Here is a 25757-nt window from a genome sequence, read left to right as displayed (position 1 = left end):
ATATGAGATACGGCACATTCGAACTGGAGAGCGTGAGCATGAGCTCGTTGTTGTAGAACCCCCTGTCGAACAGGGCAAGCCTTATAGAGCGGAACAGAGGGCGGACAAGCTCCAGCATGAACGACACATCGGCCGGGTTGCTGTACCCTATGTGCACCGGGATGGAGAGGAGGGGCACCTTCTCCGGCACATCCCTGCCGACGAGTGCGCATGTGAGGAATTTGAATCTGCCCGTCACCGCATGCTCCCCTGTCCAGTTGTGTATCCATGCAGTTTCCACGCTGCCGTAGAACTCCTCGTCTGTATGGTCGAAGGCCAGGACGGCATCATGCTCCGTGAAGCCGGTCCTGGGCAGCATGGCATGGAGTGTCCCGAGATAGGCCCAGTATATGTCTGAAGGATTCACAGACTTGACAGCAAGATGAATGCTGTCTGCCCTGCTGCCTACAGTCTCCAGGTAAGTGTTAGCCATTGACGCTTTCAGCAGGTCTCTGTTGTAGTTGAAGCCTGACAGCGTCGTCGACTTCGGTGTGAGGTGCAGTGCCCTGTCCACGAATATGTCGAGTGTTGTGAGCGACCTGTAGAGTCGCTCCCTGTTCAGCACACCCTGCATCAGGGGTGGATTCGCGGCGGAACGTTATAACAGGATCGGCGGGCAGGCGGCAAAAGGACCGGAAAGCAGGAATACAGGCATATTTCACTCGATCTTCGTACGAAGATTACGATCCTGTTCGGAGGTTCTGACACTTAGCGTACATATCGTATGAAGAAACAGTTTAAGACCGGCAGTCCCTGTGTCTGTGATTGGACACGAATTTTATCAGGTCAGAGGCTGAAACACAACGCTTACACAACTCCATGCAATACAGGCTGCAGCTACCTTTCGGTAACACACTTAGCATTCCTGCGTATGATTTGAGGACTACCCGGCTGAAATGTGTCCGCCGCATGCTGGTGCTGCGCGTTCAAATGTTCATTCCATATTCTCAGCGATTCTTCTTGTTAAAGGTGATCTACCCGGTGTCATCCGGTGTCTGGAGAGATGGGATGCCTCCAGAGTCTGGAATTACTTTATCGTCAGAGAGAGTGAATGAGCTGAGCTCATTCATGAAGGAGTGCCATGCGAAATCGAAATGCGAATACAGGAGGGGCTCGGATATCGTCATGAGGGGCGGCAGTTCGAGCGTCAGGGATGTGGCTGCCATACACGGCGTCAGTGAAAAGACTGTTTCGGTCTGAACTGCCGGATATATGAGGAAGGGCATCGCCGAGCTGAAGAACAGGAAGAGGAAACGTGCGCTGAGTTCAAATGGCAGTGCGGCAAGTAAACGCATTCCGCAGCTGCTGTGCCATGAGCCTGTCGAATTCTTCATCTGGAGGGGCAGATGGACCATTGACGACATGGCCATGCAGCTTGAGAAGGAGGGCATGCATGTGAGCGCATCGACTGTCAGGAGGGCACTCATAGAGAAGAAGTGCGCCTGGGGGAGACCGAAGCTGAGGGCATCCGGGTCGATACACAGGGACTACAGGAAAAGGAAGATCGTCGATAACTACAATAGCGTAGTCCCCGCACTCAGGAGCAGAGGCGTCGGCGTCTTCTTCGAGCATGAGAAATGAATGGAGCTGCTTGCCAGACTTGAATCCGTCTGGGTGAGGAAGGGAACGGAGATGTTCGTGCCCACGTCCGGATATGCCACCAGGTGTAACTTCCTTATCACGCTGGATTACGCTACAGGCAGCATTGTCTGAAATTCCTTCCCACGGCGGAGGAACGTGAAGTTCAGGAGACACCTGTCTACCGTCGCTGCATACTGCAAAAGGAAGAAGCTGAAGAAGGCAATACTGTTCATCGACGGGGCATCCTGCCACGGCACGGACGAGGTGTGTAGATTCCTTGGGAGGCATCCGTAGATGGTGGTGAAATCCCATCCGAAGAAGGATCCCAGTGTGCATCCCGTCGAGCTTCCCGTCAGCCGCAGGATGACATCGTTCCTTCAGAGCCACTGATGCCACTATAACAGGGATGAGCTGAGGGAGATGGGAAGCGCATTCCTGAACTCTCACAATGCTGTCTATGCTTCGGGACAGTCAGCCGCGCCACCTCCACTTTCCTTCCCTTTCCTCCATCACCCATCCTTATCCGTCGTCGGATCTTTGTGAAACGATACTGAACATCTGAGCGGCGGTCAGGAAGAAGGCACACATCCTCTCCTCTGTTCGGTGTCAGGTTCGGAGAACTGGGCACCGATCTCATCCCATATCAGTCTCAGTGTTTCGACATCGTGTTTTATGTTCCTGCGTTCCACTTCCCTGCTCTGTACCAAGGAAAGCGAAAGTGTTCACAGATACATAGTGCATGCAGATTCGCAGTTGAACCGATACATTACATTTTGGATGAAGAATCACTCAGAGTATTCTACCCGTTTCCCTCTTCCTTAAATCCCGAAGATGAAAAATTAATTGTTGTATGTCAGGGGCTTCGCTAGGGGTCAGTCCCTGGAAATTATTAGTACCTCCAAATCTATTTAAACCCATTCCCCTGACAGGCACCATGAAACCAGATCCTCCTATGGGTTGAATATACACGGTCGAAAGGCCAAGTATTCTGTCTATTATCCCTCTGGAGATTATAACATCCGCGACGTTTTCCAGCGGCATGGAATCCATTGTGTATCCGATTATTCCGCGCCTGCCTATTGTCCTATGGTTGGTAATCCAGTAGCTGTACTTCTTATAACCCAGAAAACCAGAAACGATGCTCAATATCAGGATGAGTGCCACAAGGACGCCAAAGACGCCGACGATCACGATCAGCGCGGCAGGTGCCTTGCCACCTGAAGCGCTGGTAGTAAGTAACAACGAGGAGAGTGGCAGGATCAGGAAAAGTAACAGAAAAAGGGTAGTTATTATCCCACCAAAAGCGAACTTGACGATAACCTTTCGTTTCGGCCTGAACTCCTTTAGTATTATTTCTCCATCCTGCAGCCGGAAGGGCAGATTCGTGGCTGGGGCGATGGGAGGATAATTTCTTATGACGGCATCGTTAAGAAAATCCAGTTTTGACACGGGTTCCGGAGCCCGCTGCGACTGCGTCTGTATGGTCTGAACCGTGGCACTCTGGAGGGCATAACCACAATTCTCACAGAATTTTGCCCCCACATTTGTCTGATTGCCACAATTGGGACAGTAAGACACAATCATCTCACAGAAGAGAGAAGGTTGCCTCAGCTTATATACATTACCAGAAGCTGTTATATCGAGTTCAGACTATCTCAGTGTAACTGAAGTTGAGCGATACCAAAGTATGCCTGGGACTTGCACACAGTGTAATGCGAGATGTGTATCCTCACTTAGTTTTCTGGCGACTGTATAGAAAGAAGAATTTGAAAGTTGATCTCGTGGCAGTTCCACTCCTCACTGCTCGTTTTGAGCACATGCATCGCGCCGAAGACCGCCGATGGGATAAGGAACGACGACATTATCTGGAAACTCATCACGTGACCAAATACGGTTGGTTTGGCTAGGAAACATTTCGTACTGCTGCGTCTCGACGACATAATAATGGATGCAACATGTGCGAATAGAGCTTCAGGCCTTCCTCAGGAGTCCGTAAAGTGCTTAGTCAGGCAATGCTGCATTAGAACTCTTCGAATGCTAACCATTGGTAAGCACGCCTGCTGGGGCGTTACCTCGGCGTCAGTAACATGACTGCAAGGCGCGCCTGATAATAGCGCGATATCCAGAGCCGAACAGGATGTGCTACTTCAAGTCGTCATGGACAAGCCTAGTGCAGAAAGGAGGAAGTGATCGCGGGACGGCTATGGTGGCCCAGCGGCGTACACTTCCGTTACATACTATCTGACAAGTGGTAAGGAAGGTGGTGTGACTTCCTTATTGCAACCAGAGAACAAAGTGCTGTCGCGAGGATGCTTACCGTGGGCTTTCCTTGAAGGCAAAGTATGATTTTGCTCTGGCGAAAAGAGGCGGGGCAGAACCTAGCATGTTAAAGGACACCAGCAAAAACTTGACAAGGTGGCGAAGATCCGTAGCGGGATAGATCCTATTAGGTAAAGACCTTCACAACATACGTGTCGCTTCCGGCAATTTCACCATGCACTAAATGAATTTCTATTTTGATGGAAGCGCACTGAGAATTATGACAGAGTCTCCCTTTTTCAATTTAGTCGCTGGCTCAAATATCGTGGTAGCCTTGCCGTCGCGCCATATAGCGATCGGTTTTTCATTTGGTTTCAAGGGGAGTGAGGAAAGCACTGTTTCCTCCGTTATGTCAAATTCGTCCAGAGCAATGCCATTCTCCTCAGTAATTATATCCAGGAGAAAGGACATACCATTTGAATCTGTCACGGCATTTGCAAGCATACCGCCGTGCATCCTGGATATCGGTATTACGGTGTCAATCTTCGCATCATTCATTATATCATAATCTTCGAATTTGGCACATGTGGAAACGACCTTTACAGACGGATTTATCTCTCTTGCCTTCAAAGCAACCATGACCGCAAGCTCATCCTGCTTTTCCGAAATGACAAGTGCGTATGCATCCGCTATACCCGCCCTTTCGAGAGTTTCGCTCAACAAAGGATCGCCGGCGATGACATTAATTCCCCTCGATTTTATGGCGGAGGCATCTGAACCCGATTCTATAACAAGGGCATCAATGCTATGACTGGAAAGCTGATTGATCAACTCCTGAGTCGAGTCATTATAGCCGACGACGATAACATGTTTTTTCAAAGCGGTACGATGTAATCCCCTGAACTCTAAAAATTTTGCGTCTATAATGTATGCTGAAGCCTCGGTTGCAAGCATTGCAAATGCACCAATACCAAGAATTATTACAGCAAAGAATACAATTTTGGCAGATACGCTGTCCGGATAAATGTCCCCGTAGCCCACAGTCGTTATGGTTTCCATCACCCAGTAAAATGACAGGAACAACGTATTCTTCTGGCCGGACGGCAGAACAGGTTCAGCAAGATAGAATGCCACAGTGCCGAATATAATCACACACAGGCTAAAAAGAATGATTGCAAGTGCTCTCCTTCTGTTAAAGAGACTTTTGAACCTTTTGCGCAGAATTACGAATATTGAAATCAAATTAATTCACACTGGAATATTATTGTCACACATGTGAAAACTGAACCAGATATTAACAATTGTGTTTTCCATAATTGAATAGCTGGCTTCCATTACTCATAACATATCGGGATGATGAAAATATTAAATTTAATTCGTTCAGAGTGATAGAATAAAAATGAAGACGTTTAGTACCTAAATATGGCTGATACTGTTTTAATCAGCTGACTGAAATCGTTCCATCCATCCATCCAGGCGTAAGCATTGCACCGGCTGCACCATATGGACCGCTTCCACAGAGCGCTTCGCAGTGCCATTCATAAGAACCCGGAGACAGGGTGAATGTCGCATATTCAGTAGAGGAAGGCATCACAGGTATGTTTACGACCACTTTGCCATTCCTGAAGATAGTAAAAGTGTGGGCAATACTGTCGGGAACAAAATGGCTTGCAGAGTAACCACCATTTACCATGAGATGCCCATTTTGGCTGTTGGTTGAATTGACATTTGTATTATTTATTAGGAATACACTATTGCCGGACACGCCAGTGACGTTGCCGAATTCGGAAGGGACAATCGCACTTCCATTATCATAATCCACTATGGTGACTTGGATAGGCACGTTGCCTGGAAGGGATATGTTTGCGGCAGAAACCAGTTTACCATTTTGAACAACAAAGTAAGATGGCTGATAACCAATCGAATTATTATACCAATTGTTGGTGGTTATCACGAGATCGAGCTGATAGGCGCCGGATGCTTGGGGTGATGCTGCCCTGATCCCTGAAAGTGGTCCGTTTGCAATGAGAAAACCTCCGAAAATACCTGAAGCAAACAGGATTGAGGAAATTATAGCAATAGTTATTTGTTTACTTTTTACTTCGGACATGATTTATGGTTTTCACTAATCTCAAATAAATAGATTAGAACTTACAGGTAAGGGTAACCGTTTAAATATCGATAGTAAGTGAATTTAGAACGTACAGAAAACATGCTTCGGTTAATCGAGAATAAATTGCTTTATGTTCTCGCAGTCCGGTTTGAGCACTCTTCTGCGATTCACACTTTTAAGCCGGGAAGCAAAGTGAACAACGGACTCCATGCTTATTACCAAAATATCTCATGCCGATTTAAAACAAGGGGCCAGTGAATGCCGGACTGTTTATTCATTACTGCAATTTCAGTGTCAAAATAAAGTGTTGATCAAGTCTTAGGTGCTTCTGTTTCGGCAATCTATCGACTCTGATGTGGTTTGCCGGTCACGACAGGAATGTGATTTCGCCCAAACAGGAAAGCGCAATACTCAGGAAGCTCTTTTTTCAGAAGAAGCAATGTCCATCGACCGCCAGGGATCTTAACAAAACACTCTTTCCGGGAAAGACAATAAGAAGGTGGTCGGAGCGATTATTGTCGCAGATGAAATCCTGCCTTGAACTGCAGGAAGACCTCTGCGTATCAGACCGCAGGCCTACTACCTTTGGTAGAGTAGCCTGTAAATCGTCTCTGGACAGACGAATCAGAGAAATAGGATATCTCTGTGTGGATCGCCGGAGAGAGCATCGCATACGGTTATAGCCACCTTGGAAACCATGGGAAGATGGGGTGTGCTCAATGGTAAAAACATGGTAAGATGCAATTTCCCGGGCTGAACTACCTTGGACGGGCGATCTCATCTCAGACAGTCCAGATACATGATGATACGTTGACGTTGACGTTGCATACGTGTGGATACAAATGATTTCAGACACTGTTCATACACTTAGATTAAGGGTGCATGTAGCAGATGCATCAGCCTGTGGGATTTCCAGCATCATGTTGATGTAGGTACATCAGAAGTCCATACGGTAGTTGGAATACGTAATGTGCACATTCCATTCAGGCATGTCCAACGGAAAGCGCTAGCTCACATCAACAACATTCATATGAGGGTGTACCCTTGCCTGTAATAACACTTGATACAATAAGAAAAATGGGGCAATGGACTGACAGTGTCTCTGTACTGTCATTTCAATAACAACTATATCTTATCCGCGGCCAATGAACTTCGTAGAGAGCGGGATGATGCCTTCCGGTGCACTCAGGCATTACAGCGGGAAGAGATGACACTCTTCACTTGGATATCTTAAGCCGTTTGAATGCAGAAAATCTGCTTAAAACCTGTTAAGGAAAAGAGGGCGGCAATGCAATGACAAGCAGAAAAGAAGGCAGGTCCATAGAAGTTCTTCATCTCTCCGCTAAACTCCATTTCATTGCAAAAGAGCGATCTGCGCGCTTCATGAATAAGGCAAGAGCCATGATTGCAGGTAACGGAAATTTCACGAGGTTGAGGGGACTCCTAAGTTCACATGCAAAGTACGACAATCGGATAGGATGTGTGACTGTAAACAACGATGAACACGGAATGACTGAATTTGAGCACAATTTAAGGCCAAATCCTCAGCGTGACATTCACCTACACCCTCCCACTCTGACCATGCTACCACAAACAGAAAAGCAGTGCTGTACGAAGATGAAATTACTCAGGCATTTCGTCGAACATCCGAACCTTTCTGAGAAAATTTTGAATTCTGATGTTCCTGTAACGGATGATTGAAAATTCGAAGAAGGGGGCAAGAGTTTGATAAAAAGTGAAAACAAGGGCGAAAAAATTAGAGTTCTTGTTGTTGGAGCCGGATTCGCCGGAATTACTGCTGCTAAGGCGCTTTCGGATAAGTTAAGCGATCTCTCGGTCGACACCGTAGACATTACAATTGTGAGCGACAGAAACTATCACCTCTTCACTCCATTGTTATATCAGATAGCTTCTGGCCTCGCCAATCCTTATCATGTTATTCAGCCCGTCAGGAGCATCGCGGCAAGTCTGGGTGCTCAATTCTACGAAGCGGAAGTCAAGAGAGTCGATATTGAGAATAAGCTGGTGGAAACGGAGAAGACCACGATTCCTTACGATTTTCTTATATTGGCTCCTGGCTCTGAACCCAATGATTTTGGTATTCGGGGTGTAAAGGATAACGCCTTTTTTCTTAAGAAATTGAAGGATGGAGAAGCCATCAGGAACCAACTCCTGAAGTGTCTCGAAATAGCCTCGTCACCAGAAACAGAGGCAGATGAAAGAAGAAGACTGCTTTCGTTTGTAGTTGTAGGCGGGGGATCTTCAGGAGTAGAACTTGCAGGAACGCTTTCTGACTATCTGAAGATACTGCATAAATACTATTCCGATCTGAATTTGAAAAATAACGCAAGAATTTATCTTATAGAGGCAGAAAAGAGATTGATGCCTGAATTGGATGAAAGGGTGTCACGCTTATGCACGACCGTTCTGACTGAAAAAGGCATTACTGTAGTATTGGGGAAAAAAGTGAAATCGGTCGGAAGAAGGGAAATTGAGCTCTCTGATGGCTCCAAAATACAATCCGAGACGACAATATGGACTGCAGGAATTAGACCTAATTCCCTAGTTTCAGATTTGAACGATGCTATAGTGCAAAAAAAGAATGGGAGAATTGTAGTGGACAAACAACTCAGATTGCCAAGGTTTCGTGAAGTTTATGCACTGGGAGACTGTGCCTATGTTTCCACGATGGAAGGTGGAGCAGTTCCTGCCACTGCATCCGCTGCCGTTCAGGAAGGCCAATTTGCCGGAACCCATCTCGCTTACACAATCGAACAGCCGGAGAAGACGGCAGTAATGAACTTCACCTACAGAGACAAAGGTGTAATGCTGTCTCTCGGAAGATTTGAGGGGGTATCCGTGTTCGGCAATGGTGTGCTTATAAAGGGACTGCCAGGATGGCTCAGCTGGCGTTTCGTGCACCTTGCCTACATAAGCACCATAAGAAACAAAATGGGCATTCTCCTCGATTGGACATTGGCAATATTCTACAGGAGAATAGTAAGCAGAACAGACTACAAATGATTCTTCGAATAGCCTTGAAGTGAAGTTACAGCCTGTAATGCATAGAAATTTATTACTACCTAATATAACATATGAGCTGACAACTGTCAGACAATATCCGAGAGTGGGATGGGAAAATGCGTTCAGACCAGATGTACCGGGCGGCCGAGAGATCGGCAAAGGAATTGGAGAGAGCCATTGCGTCGTCGAGAATAGAGGCGACCTCACACCTGAAGAAACGGCGTCTCAGGAAACTGTTTGACCTGTTGTCAGGGGGCAGAATGTCGATTGATGAGGACAGGTTCAGCCAGTATGCGAGGGTTCTGGGCTACTCAAGTTTCGGCTCGGGTTACTCGGATCTCGCAACGAGATTCCTCAAGCTCATCCCAGAACGATCAATGAAGTTAAATGACAAGAGAATTATTGTGGATTCACTTCTTTCCGAACGAAAGGCGAGCGAGGCTGCAAACTTCCTGAAGACGTGGGACTGGTCCGGATCCGGGTCAGTTTTCCTCATACTCATGGGTAAACTAAATGAAGTTAAAGGGAACATTCCGGAAGCGAAGAAATCATACAGAGAGGCACTTTCCATAGAAGAGCACAATATGGAAATCATTGACAGGCTTCTCAGCCTACCTTCATCGGAAAAGGAAAAGAGGGAATTATTCAGGCTCAAGGCAGATGCCCTTGTGAAAAAAGGGAATGCAAGGGAAGCATTCAGGCTCTATAAGCTGCTGCTCAGAAAAGGCGGTAGCTCTGCAGGAATATTGAAATCGGCAGGAATAGCCCTCGCAGATGCGGGAGACAATGCGATGGCAGAAAAATTTCTTGCATCATCGCTGGGTATCGAATATGATTATGATTGCCAGATTGCCCTTGGGGTCGTACAGACCAGACTCGGAAAATACAGAAATGCATATAACGAATTATCGTCGGCGAATGAAAAGAAACGCATCACGCAAAGGGATATCATCGGATATTTCTGCCAGTCCTGCATCTGCACCGGTCGGAGAGACGAAGCTAACAAGCTGCTGCGGTTTTATCCAGATGATTCGAACGAACGGGACAGAACTGCAACGGGTGCCATATTCGCAGATCTGGCAGTTGCCAGTTTCGACAGAGGGATGTATGATTTTTCACTGAAATCAACTGAAATTGCAAACCAGATGGGTTATGAAGGCAAATCGCTGAAAAAAATAAAACTCGAAACCCTGATAGCATTGAACAGATTCGAAGAAGCTTTGAGGTTCATAAAGGAAAATTTCCCTGGCACCGAGGACGTGAAAGAGGAAAGAATGGCTGTGCTTCTTGGTCTGGGAAGACTGGAGGAGGCATCGTCGATAGCTGACAGTGTTCTCCTGAAGCACAGAGATAATACTCAGGCGCTGATTACGAAACTCACAGTGATGGCAAAAGGAGGAAAAGAGAAAGAGGCGACGGAGGCGTTTTCAGAGACCGTTCTGAGGGTTGGCAGTGCAGATGCACTTAAAGTTTTATGCGAAATAGCGAAAGCCGCCAGAGATGATCTTACGGTGCTCAGAAGCGCCAATGCAATGTTATCCGTCGGCGAGAGGACAGCGGCTGTTTACAACAATAAGGCAACCGCGCTTGAAAGATTGGGCCGGACAAGAGAAAGCGAACGCAGCTTTAAAAAACTATATGCCAGCGGGAGCACAATAGACGCTGTCGAACTGCTGAGTTCATTCTATGCAAGACATGGTATGGCTGAGAAAGAGGAGAGGCTTCTCACTGATGCGATTAAGGCAAACGACAAAATACCTTCTGGACTCGTTTACAGGCTAGCTAAAATAAAGCTAGAAAAGGGAGATTCCGCCGGTTCACTTCAAGTTCTGGAAGAACACATCAGAAAGAAGGAAACACCGGAAGGATTCTATCTGCAGTCTGATGCGCTGAACAGAGCAGGAAGGTATGATGAAGCCATTAGCGCGGCACGACTCGCGATGAAACTCGGATACCCTGCGAAGTTTGCCGAGGCAATGGTCGCTGATGCACTCATTTCATTGAACAGAAGCGAAGAAGCGTTGGAACATTACAGCGCAGCAATAAAGTGCGGTTCGGTTGATCCGCTCGTTTACGTGAGGAGGGCAAAACTCCTTAATTCAATGGGCAGGACGGAAGAAGCCATATCTGAATTTGGTGCCATTGAAAAGATGTTCGCAGCTTCAATCAGGGCGCAGGAGGAGTGCCTGACATTTTACTATGAGGCAAAACTGTTCCAGAAGTGTTTGGAGAGTGCCGAAAATCTCATAAGGAGCGACAGGAAAAATGTCAACGCCTGGAGAATTAGAGGTCTCACGATGCTGGCATTGAAGAGATATGATGAGGCAATAGCGTCTCTGAATGCCTGTGAGTCAAAGGACCAACATGTTCTCAGCGCATTGAAGACAGCATATGCCGCTACAAACAACATCGCATCAGCAGTCAAAACTATCGACATGATTATTGAGAAGCATGGCCGGGACAGGGATCTTCTACTGGAAAAGGGAAGCATTCTTGAAAGTGAAGGAAAATATGATGTCGCATTGTCGATATACGATTCGGCGATCGACGAGTTTGGAGCGGATACAACCGCTGTTCTACGAAAAGCGGGTATCTTGCACAAACGGGGAAAATTTGCGGATGAAGTCGCATTGCTTCTAGAGTTATTGAAGACTGACGGAAACAATCCATTGCTGTCGGGCAGAGTTGCAGAGGCCTACCTTTCTATGAAGAGATACTCTGATGCACTTGAATACGCTGACAGGGCAATGCAGTCGGATCCCGGCTCCAGCAGCCACATGACGCTCAGAAGCAGAATACTTATGGCGACTCAGCAGTACATTGAAGCTGAGCGTTCTGTTGATGTGGCACTCACCCTCAACCCGAAAGATTCCATTGCACTTGAGCTGAAGGGCGAACTTCTCATGGTTGAAGGCAATTTTTCGAGCGCGCTTGAAGTGTTCAACGGAGCTCTTGCAGCCGGAATATGCACGGGCAACATATACAGGTTCAGAGGAGACTGTCTGATGCATATTGAAAAGTTCCAGGAAGCACTTGACTCGTATGGAAAGGCAATGAAGATGGAACCGGGGAGAACCGACATACTTCTCGGTAAGGGCATATGCGAGTACAGCACCGGAAAATATTCTTCGGCAGCAATGACGTTAAATGAATTAACAAGAAAGGAACATGAGAACGCAGAGGCCTGGTGTTATCTGGGTCTCTCGCTTAGCAGACAGGGGCTCGTTTCTGAAGGAAGAAAGGCACTTGAGGAAGCTTTACGTATTGAGCCAGAATTCCCATCGGCACTCCTGGAGCTTGCAACGCTGAATATCGACGATTTCCTTTACAGTAAAGCAAAAGAACTCCTTACAAAGGCACTGGAACTCGAACCAGGTAACGAAGACGCAAAGGAGAAACTCGAATTGTGCGTATTGAAGGAAAGGAAGCGGAAGTCGGAGGAAAATGCAAAGTCCCTCCTGAAGCTGGAATATGAAATGAACAGGATACCGACAAGGGAGGAAGCTTTTTCAGTTTGCAAAATACCAATAGATGAAATAGATGACGCATTCGAGGCTGTTCAGGAGCCGACAACACTTACCGTGCCTTCGGCAGGTGATCCTGGCTGGGAGGCGATAGAAAACAGGTCAGCTGAAGTAATGCTCAAATGCTTCAAAAATGAAAAGACGGCTTCACTCGGTCTGAGACTATGCGACATAGTTGCAAACTTCACATCTTATTCTCTCGACGAGTGCAAGCAGTCACTGGAATACATAAGAAAAGTGCAGCAGATGAACATAATCGAAGGTGTTGAAGATAGCAGGTTCGAAAAACTTATGAAGAAGGCAACAAAACTGAGACCCGAGGATAGGAATACAATAGGGATTGTCAGGAATCTGAATGTTGGCATTTACACCGGTAGACTCATAATGGGAAGTCTTGCTGCCATGGGAAAAAGCGGTTACCGTTCTGACTATGTTGTAGTCTCTCCCCCGGTTATGGCACAGGAAAGCAGCATCTATAACGACTACGAGTCAAGACAGGAGCTCATGGAACAGTATTATGGCAAAAAAGAAAGTATGCCTGAAGAACGTGTTGAAATTCAGCAGGAGGATGAAAAATGCCTCTATCATGGAAAGGATGCAATAGGTGAATGTGGAGCGTGCCAGACAAACATATGTGACGAATGCCTTACCGCAACAGGAGGGAGCTGTCCTAACTGCGGCATAATATTGATGAACGAGGAGGAAGGAAGTGCAGGCGGCGGGCTTTGAGAGTGTATTATTTCATAATTTCCCTGAGGAGAGATGTGGCATAGCTGCCGCGCACAAGATCGAACTTTAGCAAAAGACTGTTTCCATCAGCGGATATCTCCACATGAGTCAGCGGAGAAAGTATTTCTCGTCTGCTGCCGGAGGAAGTGCATTCAGATATTTCGGGGACAATAAAATCTTCCTCATTCAGACCATTTATGCGTACGACTTCCCTTTCAATAATACCATGCGGCCCGGTTGCGAAAACAGACTTGTACCCGAAAAGGAGGCCGGACACAAAACCGTTTCCAATGGAAATCTGATTATTGACAGCCGATATATTTGTAGGATTAACGGTTATCAGTCTGTCCCTGTCAGGAAGATGTCTGGCGTCTGCCGGAAGAACAATGTCACCTTCAATAGCTGAGTTCAATGGCAGATGCTGTTCAATTCGCATGCTGATGATATCGTTGAAGAGTTTTGCCTGAAGTGCGTGTATAAACATCATGAGCAGGTTCGACGGTAAAAGCCTTAACGCTCCAATGTAATCGTCTGGATGTGTAGACAGATGCCCGATCAGCATTTTCTCGAAAACCATTACATCAGGCATCGAATGTAGTATGTCTGCCGGATTCCCTCCTTCGTCAAACAAGGTTCTTGCATGTCTTACAGCTTCACTCTCATTTCCTGAAGGATTGCCCGCATACGCATGAACTGCCCCTTTGAAATCCCTCTTCGCTATCCGATAACCAACAATATGCGTGTTTGGCCTTATGCTTCCGAAACGCTGGACACCAAAAAAATTCGCGAAGCCGCCGTTGGCCCGAAGTTCTGAAACCACTGCTTCTGCGCGGTCAATGAGAGAAGCACCCGAATAATCGCAGTCTCTGATTCTGATAGAAAATCTGTTCCCCCAGAGATCGCCGATATTGAGTTTTCTGCCTGATCTCTGGATGAACTGTATGTCGACATCGGAGATATCCAGGGAACGAAGAGCATTCTCATCAACATCCTCGAAGCTCATGAACTGTGAAGTAATTCCTTTCTTGTCTTTGGTTCCGGCAAAACCGATCCTCTTCCTGCTGATATGCAGCCTCCGGGAAATTTCCCTAATAAGTCTGTTTGTTTCCCAGTTCCTGACGGTGACCTTGCATATCGAGTAGCGTCCACCTTCCTTCTGCTGAGGAAGTATAGGTATTTCATCAACGATGAAATCATCAGCTTCGTTCTTTATTGCGCCTCCAATGCCTTCAGAATGGGTGAGATAAACTCTCATTCCTATTGCAATATCAGATTGGGAAGACGTTGGACCTGACATAGGAATTATTTCAGCTTCTTCTCAACCTTCTTCTTTAAAGAGGAAAAATCTTCGTTGAGAGATTCTGCCGCCTTCTTCAATGCTGTTTTAGGATCGCCCGAACTCATCCTTACATACAATGAAGGAACATCAAGATCAGGATGTCCTTTGATGTATTTCGCTTCTGCGACCTTCTCGTTTTTTAACATCTCCATAAGTAGAGGGTACATTAGAGAATCATCTGCCCCAATAGCTCCTATTTCTATCTCCCTGTCCTTTTCCCTGATTACCTTGAGTTCCATAGATTTCGAAAATGCATTGGTAACCTGAATATTAAGCTTTAGTCTGAATCCAGAGCACGAAAATGAAGTGAAATGAAATGAAAGACTCCTTCCGCAAATTCATATTCAATCCAATATGCTGCAATCTTCTGCTAGTCCATCGGAGGAGAGCTAATGCACACAGATAGAAGAGAGACCAAAAAAGATAATATGGCGGCGCTTTTCTGCTCTCACCGGTTGCAGGTGTAATCTAGTCTGGTTAGGATTTTGGCCTTCCATCGTAAGGATGAAAGCCAACAAGTCGGGTTCAAATCCCGACACCTGCACTTGGTACATTCCCACCTTCACATGCATTCACGACTTCTTTCCCAAATTCCGTTTTTCCCACCTCTTTCCGAAAGCAGTTTTCAAAAGCGCTGGCCACGACCTCCGCCACCTTTGTCTCCTTCAGGTGCGTGTATATTTGTGTCGTGCTGATGGAGGCATGGCCCAGGTGCATTTGGACCGCCCTCAGGTTCACGCCGGCGTTCACCAGCGCCGTCCCGCAGAAATGCCGGAGGGCGTGAGGGTGCATTCCCGGCGCGCCGACTCTCGCTCCTTCCTGCTTTATGATTTTCCTGATGTAATCGTATGTCACTCTTCCCTTCTTCGTGGTGAAAAGCGCGTTTGATGTTTCTATCCTGTAGGTGGTAATGTAGCGACTGATGTCGTTCATCACAAAGTCCGGAAGGCCTATCATACGCTCCTTTTCCCTTTTCTCGCTCCGCACATGCAGCAGACCGTCCCGCAGATCGTCCAGGTTGAGCTGGACGAGTTCCCCCACGCGGATGCCTCCGAAGGCAAAAATCTCGATAATCACCTTGTCCCTGGCAGCAGCTGACCTGTCAGGCCTCCTGTCCTGCCTCGATATCATCGCAAGCACAATATTGTCGTCGGGAACCCATGGTTCCGGCGACCTTCTCTGCCTCAATTTTGGCAGGTTCACAGAAATGTGCTTGTACTCGAACCATGCGTTCAGGTCGCAGATGTCATTGGCCACGGATTTCTCCTTCTTCCCGCGGGACAGCTCCTTCTCCACCCATTTCCAGTATTCCTCTGCAACGGGATTGAAAACATCAAGAATCAGAGACAGCCTCGCCACCCTGCCGGCCATCCTCTTTGCGGTTGCCACCGAGTACTTCCCCGTTCCCACTGCCCAAGTCCTGAATCCAGCCTTTTCATCGGGAGAAAGAGTCCTGCCTTGTGACGGATTCATTCCTGAGCCTCCCGAAGTTTCTCATACTCCAGCTTCTGATCCGCAAGCGCATTGCGGCTTACAAGTCTGCCCACCGTTGTTTCTCTTCCTGCGCTGTCCCTTACAATGATGTCGTTGAGGAACTCCTGCTCGACTTCCCTCAGTCCCCAGGAGACTGCCTCGAGCTTGCTCTTGATGTAGTAGTAGAAGAGCCTCATGGACTGAGCCCAATTGGGCGATTCCTCAATAACGTGCCTGCCCCTTGTCTTGTCCCATGTCCTGTGCTTCGACATGAACATCGGGGGTTCCAGCTGAATGCCGATCCTTCTCCCCTCCCTGTTGGTCAACACGAAACGCAACATGACTCTGTTGTTTTCCCAGTCGGTTGTCCACTGCGACCCAGACACGCCGTACTTCTTCAACAGTTGCTCTATCTGGAACTTCGACTTGTCTGCCGGAACTTCCGTGTCAGAGTATGGTGCGTTGCCTGCCAATGTCATTTTCCTGCCTCCTTCCTGTTGATGCTCCGTTCGACGCTGAAACCTTCCGGGTAGCGTTCCCGGAGTTTGTCGATATTCGCCTGCGCTACTTCTTCGAGGCTGAATCCAAACTCTGAGCAGAGCCATGTCAGATACCAGAGAATATCGCCGAGCTCTTCCCTGCAGTTCTCCATTGTCAGTTTCGGCTCCTCGATTTTGTGCCCCTTCGGATGTTTGTGGAAGAGTTCATGCTTGATTCGTTCGGATTCGCGACCGAACTCAACCACTATATCCACAAACTCAGAATATTGCCTCATGAAACTGCCTGTGACCACAGGCCGCCTGAAGGCATTCTCCACAAATTCACCGGTTTCGCCAATCAGGCCGAGCAGCGCGTTGAATCTTCGGTCAGTCTGGTTATCGATGCCGTTGGCCGTACGCGAAGCGAGAAGCTGATACTCATCGAGAGTAAGCGAGTCTTTCATTTCGCCACCGCCCTCCTCAGTCTGATCAGTTCGACAGTCGACAGGACTAAACACACCAATGTGTGTCTGATTAGATGCCCGTCGAATTTCTCGCCGCAAATCTCGCACTTCCATGTCATTGCGCGTCACTCTCCTCTTCAAGTCTGAGTTGCTTCAGGTTGCGTATTCTCAGCGCAATGTCCTCAAGCTCACGGCTCCTGTTCCAGCACTCTCTTCTGAGGTTCGAGACGCTTTCCTCGAGTTCCCTCTTCTCCTTTTGGAGTTCGGACACCTTCGGCATTTCAATCGCCTCTGCGAGCCTGTCTGCGCCCCACTTCTGCAGCTCCTCAAACACCTGTTCGGGTGTCTCGCCCTCCGCGACCGAAGCCTCAACCTCAATTCCCATGTTCTCGTATTCGCCGAAGCTGCGCAACCGCCTGAATCCCACCCTCTCTATTCTCAAGCGAGAAGCGCCTCCCTTAGTTTGTCTGTCGCCCTGGACTGCATCCCAATCCCTTCTGACACTGCCGCCTCCCTTTCTCCCTGAACCTGCCTTTCAACACACTTGAGGTTGTGCTTCGGGACGAACTCCTCCCGCTCGAATGCCTGCACATGGATGATTATCCCATCCTCATCCACTGCTTCGAGCACTCCGCACACATCCTTCTTATCGCTGAGCCGTGTTGCGCAGACTTCGCTGCCTATCCATCCCCTCAATATGTCCATTCAATCCTCTCCCTTGCACCATGCGTGTAACGGGTTTCCCTTTCTATCGCGGACGAGAGCCTCACCCTTGAGTATGTCACCGAGGCAGGAGACACACACTGCCACCTTCTCGGGCTGCTTTTGGACTGTGTTCATGCTGTCGCCCCCTCCCCAACCTTCAGGAATCCCCTTCCGTCGGGGTCATAGGCATAGCCGTGCATCTTGGCATCCTTGAGCACTTCGCGGAACCTGTCTTCGGGAATCTTCGTCTCGATTGACAGATATCTCCTGTCGTTCGACGGTTTCAGTTCATGGTATTTCACATACCATGGGGAAAACTCGGCAGCAGGGGGCTTCTTCCCCTGCCTGCTCTCCGACCAGTAAACGAAGGGTCTGAGAAGGCCCTGAAATGTCGCGAGTTTGACTTCCTCAGGCTCGAACGACATCATTTCAGTGAGTTCCTTCCACTTCTGCTTTGCTTCCATCACATACTCTTTTTCCAACTGTTCCATTCACCTCATCTCCATGTAAACCGGTTGCGGCATTCCGGGAATCGGTTCTGAGGCCGGAACAGCCGCAGCCTTCATCCGGTGCTCGGGGATGGGATGCTCACCGGATGTCTTGTAATCATGAAGAGCCAGGGGGTGCTCGCATCGCATGCAGAATGGGAATCCTATCGCGGAAAGGATGATATCCTCGGGTTCGCAAGGGCACCCGCACTGCCTGCTGCAGGATTTACACATTACTCGAACACCTCCTTCTCAAAATTGAACTTGTTCTCGAGGTCGCTCAGCCTCTTTGCATCGCTCTGCAGGCACTCGGCAATCTCCTCGAGCGACCAGTGCCTCTTCGGAGTAACCAGCAGAGTTGCGAGAGTTTCCATGTCTTTCTTCACCTCGGAAATTGCGATGAAAGTCCTCAGATTACCAGGATTCTGTGGTTGCAGCGTGACAGTGGCAGTTTCCGGATTCATATCATTACGCCCTCCTTGAGATGAAGAAAAATTTCAGCCAGTGTAGCAGCACGCGCGGCAGAACGGTTACCGGACAAACTTATCCTCATGGGTCTGGATACTGCGCAGGAATCGGAAGTGCACTCGATGACGTAGGTGCTCTCTCCTCCGCCGAGGGAGAAGTAGTCCTTTATCTCAGCGGGCGACCTGCAGCGAGGGCACACAAAATCGGTCATGCCTCCACCTCCACAGTTCTCTGGTCAGTCAGGCAGATGCCACGGTCAGTTTTCACCATCTCGAACTCGTGCACGAAAACGAACTGCTCAGGATCCCATCCTTTGCGCGGATGTATCCACTCCCATGTTGCGATGAATTCGGATGGTGACGCGCATCCCTCCTTTGCCCAATATTCCCTTGCGACAATGGAGAGCTTCTCTGTCCTGACCTTGAGAATCCGGAAAAGCTGTCCCGAAACAGAAAAAGTGTCCCCGGGAACACCATAGCGTTTTGTCCTCGATGTTGCGGTCTTCCTCCCTTCAAAGAGCGCCCTTAACATATTCACACGGAAAGGGATGTTTACGCGCCGATTGATACTCGAAGGGTAACGGTTCCCGTTCTCAACCAGCCTCTGGTGGCAGAGCTTGTGGGCCTTCGCGCCAGGCAGCCACAGCACTCCGTCGCTGCCTGCATCCACGTTACCCAGCCGTTCCGAAGTGAAAACAAAGGGAGATTCAAGGGTTTCTATCCTGTCGCCGCAGAGGCAGCACAGATAGTGCCCGGGGTCGGTCATTGGGAGGCCTCCTGCTCTTCTTTTGGGACGATTCTGCCTTCCTTAAGCAGCCTCTCAACATCCATCAATTCGTCTATTCCCTTCTGAAGTATGCCGGAAATGCTATACTCAGCGTGCTCGTCAAGCCATTCTTTTTGGTCTCTTCGTATTGAGGCACCTATCCTGACATACATACTCTCAGAAGGGTTCATATTCCATCGCTATCAGATAATAATAGACGAAGTATATATCAGTATCGAATAGCGATTACAATCTTATAACTTATCCGATAGCTACCCGATGTTGGTCTGATGAAAGCCGGGGCGTCAGGTTTGAAGAAACTCGAACGGCAGTCGGGAATTTTGAGACTACTTTATCATCTTCTTGAAGGGGAGTCATATTTCACAAAGATATTGGGTGATTATGACATTCCAAACAATCAGCTAGTACGTTCAATCTCAGAATTAAAGGAACTTGGTTTGATAACCCAACGCATCGACAATTCCTCCTATCCTGCCCGCAACATGATTTCGCTCACCCCCAAGGGCAAGAGGGTCGCTGAGCTCCTGAAGAAGATTGAGGAGGTGCTGGAGGGGTGACGAAAGATAACTACATCAGTGACATTAAGCAGACAAGACGTGGAGGCATACAATAAATGCCATTTCATTCAGAGCAGGGTGTGGGAAATAATGGAAAGATATTGATACAGGGCGACCCAAAACTGATAGTTAGGAGCCGACTTCCATTTTGTGTTGTCGAGTTGGAATTGAATATTTCGGTCGATTATGGAACTTTCCAACAACAACCAAATATGCAAATAAGAACCACATATAGGATCAAACCTTCCATCCTAGAAATCAGCTTTGGTGGCGTAACTATAAGCAGTTCATCTTTGTGTTTTCAAGAAATTACACCAACAATGTCAGCTCAAGTGCGCTACTATCTTTACTTGAATCAGGAGGCTATTAATTTTATTGAGTCAAAGAGGACAGATGATATAGACATCTACCTACAATTGACGGGCTTCTATGAGGAAGTTCGTGCAGACAACACAAGGCAAGGATCAGGCTCTCCAAATCCATCAGGAACGTTGCAACTCGGTGGTTTGTGGTCATTTTCGCAAACTAAATGGACAAAATTTCTGGCTGATATTGGCTATGGAGAAAAATGGATTGTGGAAATTGAGAGACCTAAGTTAGAAGGATTTAGCACTGTTTTTGAGAAGGTTCAGAGTGCCAATGAAAAACTATTGCTCGGGCCGCAATCAGACGCCTCAGACATACTTACCGACCTCAGAGCCTCCTGGGATAGGTTTGACCCCTATCTAAATAACAAACTGAATGAACTAAAGAAAGCAATCAACGAGAAGTCGGATTCAGAGAAGGGTAGACCCTCAAAGGATGAGCGGATTTTCGAGATCGTAGGCGCACAGAAGAATCTGATCGAGAGCATTGGGAATCTTCAGAAGAAGGTTGATCAATTCCTACAGATAGGTGCCCATAGAGAAATTTATTTGTCGACATATCAGGACGCATTGCTCGGTTTCAGAATGACGGTCTCCCTGATGGAGTATCTATCTAAGATTCTTTCACAGGTTGTAATCAACGATGAAGCCACAAAGGAAGGGAAGACCAGATAGGAGTAAAACTATGAATTGGCAACTCGGCCTTGCATTCAACCGTGCTACAAAGAACACCTGCAGGTTCCAGAAGATTACGTTAACTGACTCTGTAATCGTAACGCTGTATGTGCAGAAGGTTGCGGAACTGCTGAGCAAGATTGAGGAGGTGCTGGAGGGGTGACGAGTAAAGACGAAAACGGTGGACTTCCGAAAATCAAGTACTCCTTTGGCGTAGGGCTTGTAGTCGCGGGAGTCGTCTTCAGTTTCAATTATTTTGCCAACAGCGCAATAGGCTTTGTCAAGAACTCACACTTCAACTCATACTGTGTTGCAGCATTATCGGCGATGACGGTAGTGGTTGCCTCTGCATTTCTTATGCTCTGGGGCTCAGCTTTAATCGCAAGAAGTGTGGATTCAACACTATGTGACATCCTTAAGAAACGGAAAGAGCGTAAAAAACAATGAGGATGGCAACGCCATGAACAAGCAACACAACGTCGAGTTAATCAATGCCAAGAAGAAGGTGGCAGAGCTACTGAAGAAGATTGAGGAGGTGCTGGAGGAGTGATGGATGGAAGCCGATTGTGGAAGAGAGTTATGGGAGTGCTAAGATGAATGTAAAACACATATCCGTACTGGCGGCTACCGATTATTTCAAACCCGCATTACGCTTCACTTTTGGTGTGAGGTACCGCAGAAGCCAAGAAGCGCTTCTGAGTCTGAGCGGGTCGATTACAATTCAAGACAAAACAATCGCGATGCTCATGCCCGAGGTCTCATTCAGCGGCGCATCCCTTCAGGCGATAAGGTACATAGGTGAACAATTCGAAGAGGTTGAGCAAGTTATTTCCGCCGTTGCTATTTTCGACCGACAATCGCTAAGTTTCATCGAGGAAAGTAGGAGACTCGACAGAAAAGGCGACGTAAAGATTGATATTAAAGTCTTGGTTGATTATGTTTTGAATAAAACTCAAATGTCGTACGTTGTTGAATTTCCTTTTGATAGCGTGCCTCTATCCGAACAGTTCAAGAGCCAGGTGTCGAAAACATTTGGCACAGACGTAAACAACATCAGTCTTTTGCTCTACGCGTACCTAAATGATAGATATCTGCAGCCTCGCGGCAATCTGGTTCTACTTTCGTCCAATACGTCTCAAAACACACAAGGTGCTGGCTATCTTAGCGTTGAGCATTTTGAGACAAAATTCGAGGCCAAGATTGCTTCATCTGACTGGATAAATGATATTGCTCCTGTGTTGGGTCTCGGGGAATTCTTCGTGGTGGAGATTCCAAAGGGAGAAAGAACGCTGAAAGATGCATGGGCATACGTTGATTTGGCAGAAAAATCTCTGATGAGATGGGATACGAAGAGTATTTGCGCTAACTGCAGAAATGCTGGAGATTTATTGGACCAGACGTTGAAGGTTTCTCTTGGTGAGAGTAGTTTTGCTTATAAGGAACGATGGGGTAGAGCATTCGCTAGGTTGCAAGGAAGGACAAGTTTCAAAGATCAAGCTTCCATAGACCTTCATATAGAGGACTTCAAGAAAACATATCCGCCAGAACAAGTGAAGATTTCGGTCGCCGACGCGGAATATCTCATCATCGTTACAAAGGCATTGATTAAGTTGGCTCAACACTTGATTTCGGAGAAGGGATCGTGACTAACCATCTCGACTTTGAAACTCGACCGTGCCACGAAGAACACCTACAGGTTCCAGGAGAAGACATTCACAGACCCTGTGATTGGAACACTGTATGTGCGGAAGGCGCTGTCCGGAGGACAGACGCAGAAGAAGGAGAGGTTGACGGTGGAGTGGGAGTGAACTCGGACAGAACAATCATAGCGAGGAAGGAGCGCAGATGACTAAGGACAACGTCCCAGATGAACTGAGGCGACTCATAATTCCCCTGCCTACTGAAGGCGATGTCGATGAGATACTTTCACCTGAGGACATCGAGAAAAGGTTCGGGCTTCAAGGAAAGCGAAAGGCAGACGCGATGGGGCATTATACTACATGTCATTGGATTGTTGTTGAAAGGAAGGGCGTTGGCCACATTGATACGGCAATTGACCAATTGGGTGTTACCTTCAACGCAGCGAGGATGAACGGTCTGGATGTGAGGTATCTGCTCATCGTTACAAGCGGCAAGTGGGGAAAGCTGGGCCAAAGATACGAACAACAGAGATCTGATAAACGGAGTCCCACAAAGCACATACTCGTAAACAAGAGCACTCGTCGTGGCGGACCAGTGAGAATCCAAGGGGTGGAAATGGATATTTGGGTCATCAAGTCGGATGACCTCAGCGATTACTGGAAAAATAATCGAACAACTCTCAATCAGTTTTAATAACCACCATTTAAAGGCTAAATACAACTTCGAGGATTAGTTTGAGTGTTGGACATGAAACGATATTTATATTTTCTCATCTCGGGAGGGAGATGACTGTGGCGTTATACATGAAGTTGAACACAGACATAGACAGTCAGGTTTGGGAAAATGGACGGAACAATTACGGACTCAAGTTGATCGGATCCTTCTACAAGCTGCTTAAAGAACGCCTATCGATGCGCTTCGGATACAAGGAGACTGGCATCTCTGTTTGGCGATATGCACCGTCGAAATTTCAAGGTGGCGAAACGATGGAGGTTGGTGACAAGGACGTCGAAGCAATACTGCGCAAAATTCCCGATGCCATTTTGAAGATTGATGGGAAGATTTCATTCATAGAGGAAGAGATTCCCGTAAGTGCAGTGCTAAGTCTAGAGAGAGATTTTGTCTCCATTTATGAGAACATTAGCCTGAATTGCTCACTCGATTCAAATTATGAGGACCTATGTGATGTGTTGGACAGATTAGGTGAAAAGGAATATGGGGATATTGCCCATTTTTTGTATGAGATGTTCTCCGATGTGGACTCCCTTCTTGCTGGCGATATGAGAAGCGAAGGAATACCCAACCTCAAGCATGCTATAAGCTATTGCTACTTGAGCAGGGTTCCAGTCGAAAAGGATCTCACCGAGTATTATTTTTACTACAGCCCACGCAGGATGACACCGGAGCGTGAGCTGCTTGATTTCGCCATGCATACTGCATCCAAGAACAGAGAGGAGGAGCCGCAATTGGACCCCATTCTGGAATCAAGGGAAAATACAGTGTTCCGGGATAAACAAATTGTCAGCTTCCTTTCAGACATAGATGAAGTGAGGACGGCAGTCCAAAGTATGATGCGAAAGAGTGAAGCAAGTGCAGATACCAGTCACAGCACTCTACTTGTCTTCAGCCGGAATCAAGTCAAGAGAAGGAACCTATATCGTCAAATCAAGGATAACATTCTCTTGAAGTTCCTGAATGAGTTACCCGAGAGAGATGCCTTGACCACGGCAGCCAAGAAAATAGCCACGAATCAGCAAGATATCATTTCATCATGAGTTGCGTAACTGAATTCATTTGTGGAGAATGAGTCATTAAGAGCCTGAGGTTCAATATCATCAATTCCAATAGAACAGTTCCGTCCTGCTCCCCCTCTTTCCACTGACTCTGGCGTTATCACAGAAGCTCTTGAACTCCATTTCACTGCAGGGCGCGCCGAACCTGTCGAGTATAAACTCGTTCTTGTTGATGTTCAGTAGATACTTCCCCTTCAGCGCATGGAGCATAGCTGCCAAGTCTTCGAAATCCTTTTCCGTGAAATTGTACCGGTAAAACTTCCTTCCGAAATACGGAGGGTCCAGATAGAAAAATGCATCTTCACTGTCGTAACGCTTCATCAAGTCCCTGAAGTCCAGGTGCTCGATTGTCCAGCCCTGTATTTCATTGTGGAAATCCTGCAGTCTTGCTGATACGTCCACAACCTTGCGACCGAGCGATTTTCTGTCCCTCACCTGGTATCCGAATGTCCCTCCCTTGCCGGCAAATGAACAGTAGAACACGTAGAAGGTTCTGAACGCATCCTCCACAGGTTCCCCGGTTTCAGACCCATCGACATATTTCTCAAATAGCTCTCTCGAGTAGACGAAGGATTCAAATTTCTGCCTGAACTCCAAGGGCCTCTCCTTGATTACGCTGAAGAGATTGACAAGCCTTGAGTCAATGTCATTGTAAACCTTATTTCTGGCTTCCACATTCAGCAGGAATTTTCCCGAGCCTCCAAACACATCGATGGCCACATGCCTGCCAGATTTCTCGAACACTCCCCTTATCTCATTCATGAGATAGAACTTGCCGCCGGCATAGGGAAACAGGCTCCTTGTTCTCATATGATTGTCGAAACAGCAATCATCAGATATATTCTTTCTGCTTGCGCAACCGGAAACTCTTAATTGCAGTATCCAGATACACTGCCATGGACGTGCTGCGGACACTGGAGAAGCAGTCAGGCTTGCTCAGGCTCATCGTCTACCTGGCACAGGATGGCGAGAAGCCCTTGACCGAAGTGCTCGAGGAGACTGGGATTCCCGTCCATCAACTCTACTCGTCAATAGAGAAAGCCAAGGCAATGGGGCTCGTCGGCAGCAGAATTGACAATGACAGTTATCCGGCGAGAAACCTCATATTCTGCACCCTGAAAGGCAGGAAAGTAGCCAGGAAGCTCCGGGAAATCATACAAATTGTTGACTCCGGTAGGACAGACTGAGGCGCCCTCCATATTATCAATTCTGCAATTGGCCGCACGTGGATAATAGCCAGCGTGGCTACTGGCCA

The 25757-nt window shown here is 47.5% G+C and carries 32 protein-coding genes and 1 tRNA gene; 15 read left to right on the top strand and 18 right to left on the bottom strand.

The genetic code is table 11. The annotated features are described in order from the left end of the window. Positions 1 to 613: hypothetical protein (locus KIS29_01695; GenBank protein ID MBX8639038.1), on the bottom strand; the 613-nt coding region annotated here is incomplete at its 3' end. Between the two features lie 434 nt (positions 614 to 1047). Here KIS29_01695 and KIS29_01690 point away from each other — a divergent pair. Together KIS29_01690 and KIS29_01685 are read left to right on the top strand one after the other, a co-directional pair. Beyond that, positions 1048 to 1239, top strand: a complete 192-nt coding sequence (locus tag KIS29_01690) for a hypothetical protein (GenBank protein MBX8639037.1) — start codon at positions 1048 to 1050, stop codon at positions 1237 to 1239. 12 nt (positions 1240 to 1251) lie between these two features. Further along, positions 1252 to 1620, top strand: coding sequence for a hypothetical protein (locus KIS29_01685; GenBank protein ID MBX8639036.1), 369 nt, complete (start codon positions 1252 to 1254; stop codon positions 1618 to 1620). Positions 1621 to 2189: 569 nt separating this feature from the next. On the opposite strand, the gene KIS29_01680 is transcribed toward KIS29_01685, so the two are convergent. From KIS29_01680 to KIS29_01665, 4 genes are all read right to left on the bottom strand, one after another. Further along, positions 2190 to 2327, bottom strand: a complete 138-nt coding sequence (locus KIS29_01680; GenBank protein MBX8639035.1) for a hypothetical protein — start codon at positions 2325 to 2327, stop codon at positions 2190 to 2192. An 82-nt stretch (positions 2328 to 2409) separates the two neighbouring features. Next, positions 2410 to 3204 (bottom strand): PH domain-containing protein, encoded by a 795-nt coding sequence (locus tag KIS29_01675; GenBank protein ID MBX8639034.1) that lies wholly within the window; start codon positions 3202 to 3204, stop codon positions 2410 to 2412. 927 nt (positions 3205 to 4131) lie between these two features. Next, entirely contained in the window at positions 4132 to 5031 is a 900-nt protein-coding gene (locus KIS29_01670) for an NAD-binding protein (GenBank protein MBX8639033.1), read from the bottom strand. Between the two features lie 289 nt (positions 5032 to 5320). After that, entirely contained in the window at positions 5321 to 5989 is a 669-nt protein-coding gene (locus KIS29_01665) for a hypothetical protein (protein MBX8639032.1), read from the bottom strand. A 1296-nt stretch (positions 5990 to 7285) separates the two neighbouring features. Here KIS29_01665 and KIS29_01660 point away from each other — a divergent pair. The 3 genes from KIS29_01660 (at position 7286) to KIS29_01650 (ending at position 13269) form a co-directional block, all read left to right on the top strand. Next, positions 7286 to 7693, top strand: coding sequence for a hypothetical protein (locus KIS29_01660; GenBank protein MBX8639031.1), 408 nt, complete (start codon positions 7286 to 7288; stop codon positions 7691 to 7693). A gap of 24 nt (positions 7694 to 7717) precedes the next feature. Continuing rightward, positions 7718 to 9016, top strand: coding sequence for an NAD(P)/FAD-dependent oxidoreductase (locus KIS29_01655; protein MBX8639030.1), 1299 nt, complete (start codon positions 7718 to 7720; stop codon positions 9014 to 9016). Between the two features lie 116 nt (positions 9017 to 9132). After that, positions 9133 to 13269 carry a tetratricopeptide repeat protein gene (locus tag KIS29_01650; protein ID MBX8639029.1) on the top strand — a complete coding sequence of 1379 codons (4137 nt, stop codon included), beginning with the start codon at positions 9133 to 9135 and terminating at the stop codon, positions 13267 to 13269. A 7-nt stretch (positions 13270 to 13276) separates the two neighbouring features. Here the strand turns inward: KIS29_01650 and truD are convergent, their stop codons facing one another. Together truD and KIS29_01640 are read right to left on the bottom strand one after the other, a co-directional pair. Beyond that, a complete protein-coding gene (gene truD / locus KIS29_01645; GenBank protein MBX8639028.1) occupies positions 13277 to 14566 on the bottom strand; it encodes a tRNA pseudouridine(13) synthase TruD in 1290 nt (429 codons plus the stop codon). A gap of 5 nt (positions 14567 to 14571) precedes the next feature. Then, positions 14572 to 14847: a hypothetical protein gene (locus tag KIS29_01640; GenBank protein MBX8639027.1), complete on the bottom strand. Its 276-nt coding sequence runs from the start codon at positions 14845 to 14847 to the stop codon at positions 14572 to 14574. A gap of 218 nt (positions 14848 to 15065) precedes the next feature. On the opposite strand from KIS29_01640, the gene KIS29_01635 reads away from it, so the two are divergent. Beyond that, positions 15066 to 15152: transfer RNA gene (locus KIS29_01635), tRNA-Gly, on the top strand. On the opposite strand, the gene KIS29_01630 is transcribed toward KIS29_01635, so the two are convergent. The 10 genes from KIS29_01630 to KIS29_01585 form a co-directional block, all read right to left on the bottom strand. After that, the gene (locus KIS29_01630; GenBank protein ID MBX8639026.1) at positions 15134 to 16081 is read right to left on the bottom strand and encodes a tyrosine-type recombinase/integrase; all 948 of its coding nucleotides are present in this window, start codon (positions 16079 to 16081) and stop codon (positions 15134 to 15136) included. The genes KIS29_01635 and KIS29_01630 overlap by 19 nt on opposite strands. Further along, positions 16078 to 16560, bottom strand: a complete 483-nt coding sequence (locus tag KIS29_01625) for a hypothetical protein (protein ID MBX8639025.1) — start codon at positions 16558 to 16560, stop codon at positions 16078 to 16080. Before KIS29_01625 ends, KIS29_01630 begins: the two co-directional genes overlap by 4 nt. Continuing rightward, positions 16557 to 17024 carry a nucleoside triphosphate pyrophosphohydrolase family protein gene (locus KIS29_01620; protein ID MBX8639024.1) on the bottom strand — a complete coding sequence of 156 codons (468 nt, stop codon included), beginning with the start codon at positions 17022 to 17024 and terminating at the stop codon, positions 16557 to 16559. The genes KIS29_01625 and KIS29_01620 overlap by 4 nt, the downstream gene beginning before the upstream one ends. Before the next feature lie 115 nt (positions 17025 to 17139). After that, entirely contained in the window at positions 17140 to 17466 is a 327-nt protein-coding gene (locus KIS29_01615) for a hypothetical protein (GenBank protein MBX8639023.1), read from the bottom strand. Next, entirely contained in the window at positions 17463 to 17729 is a 267-nt protein-coding gene (locus tag KIS29_01610) for a hypothetical protein (protein MBX8639022.1), read from the bottom strand. Before KIS29_01610 ends, KIS29_01615 begins: the two co-directional genes overlap by 4 nt. Positions 17730 to 17860: 131 nt before the next feature. Then, positions 17861 to 18220 carry a hypothetical protein gene (locus KIS29_01605; GenBank protein ID MBX8639021.1) on the bottom strand — a complete coding sequence of 120 codons (360 nt, stop codon included), beginning with the start codon at positions 18218 to 18220 and terminating at the stop codon, positions 17861 to 17863. 230 nt (positions 18221 to 18450) lie between these two features. After that, a complete protein-coding gene (locus KIS29_01600; GenBank protein ID MBX8639020.1) occupies positions 18451 to 18681 on the bottom strand; it encodes a hypothetical protein in 231 nt (76 codons plus the stop codon). Next, the gene (locus KIS29_01595) at positions 18678 to 18896 is read right to left on the bottom strand and encodes a hypothetical protein (GenBank protein MBX8639019.1); all 219 of its coding nucleotides are present in this window, start codon (positions 18894 to 18896) and stop codon (positions 18678 to 18680) included. Before KIS29_01595 ends, KIS29_01600 begins: the two co-directional genes overlap by 4 nt. Further along, positions 18893 to 19450 carry a hypothetical protein gene (locus KIS29_01590; protein MBX8639018.1) on the bottom strand — a complete coding sequence of 186 codons (558 nt, stop codon included), beginning with the start codon at positions 19448 to 19450 and terminating at the stop codon, positions 18893 to 18895. Before KIS29_01590 ends, KIS29_01595 begins: the two co-directional genes overlap by 4 nt. Continuing rightward, positions 19447 to 19641, bottom strand: coding sequence for a hypothetical protein (locus KIS29_01585; protein ID MBX8639017.1), 195 nt, complete (start codon positions 19639 to 19641; stop codon positions 19447 to 19449). The genes KIS29_01590 and KIS29_01585 overlap by 4 nt, the downstream gene beginning before the upstream one ends. Before the next feature lie 99 nt (positions 19642 to 19740). Between KIS29_01585 and KIS29_01580 the strand changes: the two genes are divergently transcribed. The 8 genes from KIS29_01580 (at position 19741) to KIS29_01545 (ending at position 24484) form a co-directional block, all read left to right on the top strand. Continuing rightward, positions 19741 to 20028, top strand: a complete 288-nt coding sequence (locus tag KIS29_01580) for a winged helix-turn-helix transcriptional regulator (GenBank protein ID MBX8639016.1) — start codon at positions 19741 to 19743, stop codon at positions 20026 to 20028. 80 nt (positions 20029 to 20108) lie between these two features. Beyond that, positions 20109 to 21068, top strand: a complete 960-nt coding sequence (locus tag KIS29_01575; GenBank protein MBX8639015.1) for a hypothetical protein — start codon at positions 20109 to 20111, stop codon at positions 21066 to 21068. Between the two features lie 10 nt (positions 21069 to 21078). Then, complete coding sequence (locus KIS29_01570) at positions 21079 to 21231, top strand: hypothetical protein (GenBank protein ID MBX8639014.1); 153 nt, start codon at positions 21079 to 21081, stop codon at positions 21229 to 21231. Next, positions 21228 to 21515, top strand: a complete 288-nt coding sequence (locus tag KIS29_01565; GenBank protein MBX8639013.1) for a hypothetical protein — start codon at positions 21228 to 21230, stop codon at positions 21513 to 21515. The genes KIS29_01570 and KIS29_01565 overlap by 4 nt, the downstream gene beginning before the upstream one ends. Before the next feature lie 80 nt (positions 21516 to 21595). Then, positions 21596 to 22714: a hypothetical protein gene (locus KIS29_01560; GenBank protein ID MBX8639012.1), complete on the top strand. Its 1119-nt coding sequence runs from the start codon at positions 21596 to 21598 to the stop codon at positions 22712 to 22714. Between the two features lie 15 nt (positions 22715 to 22729). Further along, entirely contained in the window at positions 22730 to 22876 is a 147-nt protein-coding gene (locus KIS29_01555; GenBank protein ID MBX8639011.1) for a hypothetical protein, read from the top strand. 37 nt (positions 22877 to 22913) lie between these two features. After that, on the top strand, positions 22914 to 23402 hold the full coding sequence (locus tag KIS29_01550) for a hypothetical protein (GenBank protein MBX8639010.1): 489 nt from the start codon (positions 22914 to 22916) through the stop codon (positions 23400 to 23402). 41 nt (positions 23403 to 23443) lie between these two features. After that, entirely contained in the window at positions 23444 to 24484 is a 1041-nt protein-coding gene (locus KIS29_01545; GenBank protein MBX8639009.1) for a hypothetical protein, read from the top strand. Between the two features lie 60 nt (positions 24485 to 24544). On the opposite strand, the gene KIS29_01540 is transcribed toward KIS29_01545, so the two are convergent. After that, entirely contained in the window at positions 24545 to 25312 is a 768-nt protein-coding gene (locus tag KIS29_01540) for a DNA adenine methylase (GenBank protein ID MBX8639008.1), read from the bottom strand. Positions 25313 to 25398: 86 nt separating this feature from the next. On the opposite strand from KIS29_01540, the gene KIS29_01535 reads away from it, so the two are divergent. After that, positions 25399 to 25689 (top strand): hypothetical protein, encoded by a 291-nt coding sequence (locus KIS29_01535; GenBank protein ID MBX8639007.1) that lies wholly within the window; start codon positions 25399 to 25401, stop codon positions 25687 to 25689. Positions 25690 to 25757 lie beyond the last annotated feature (68 nt).

Source organism: Candidatus Sysuiplasma jiujiangense, from assembly GCA_019721075.1.
Classification (GTDB): Archaea; Thermoplasmatota; Thermoplasmata; order Sysuiplasmatales; family Sysuiplasmataceae; genus Sysuiplasma; species Sysuiplasma jiujiangense.
Note: the sequence above shows the minus strand (reverse complement) of the source record. Positions and strands in the feature narration are given on the sequence as shown.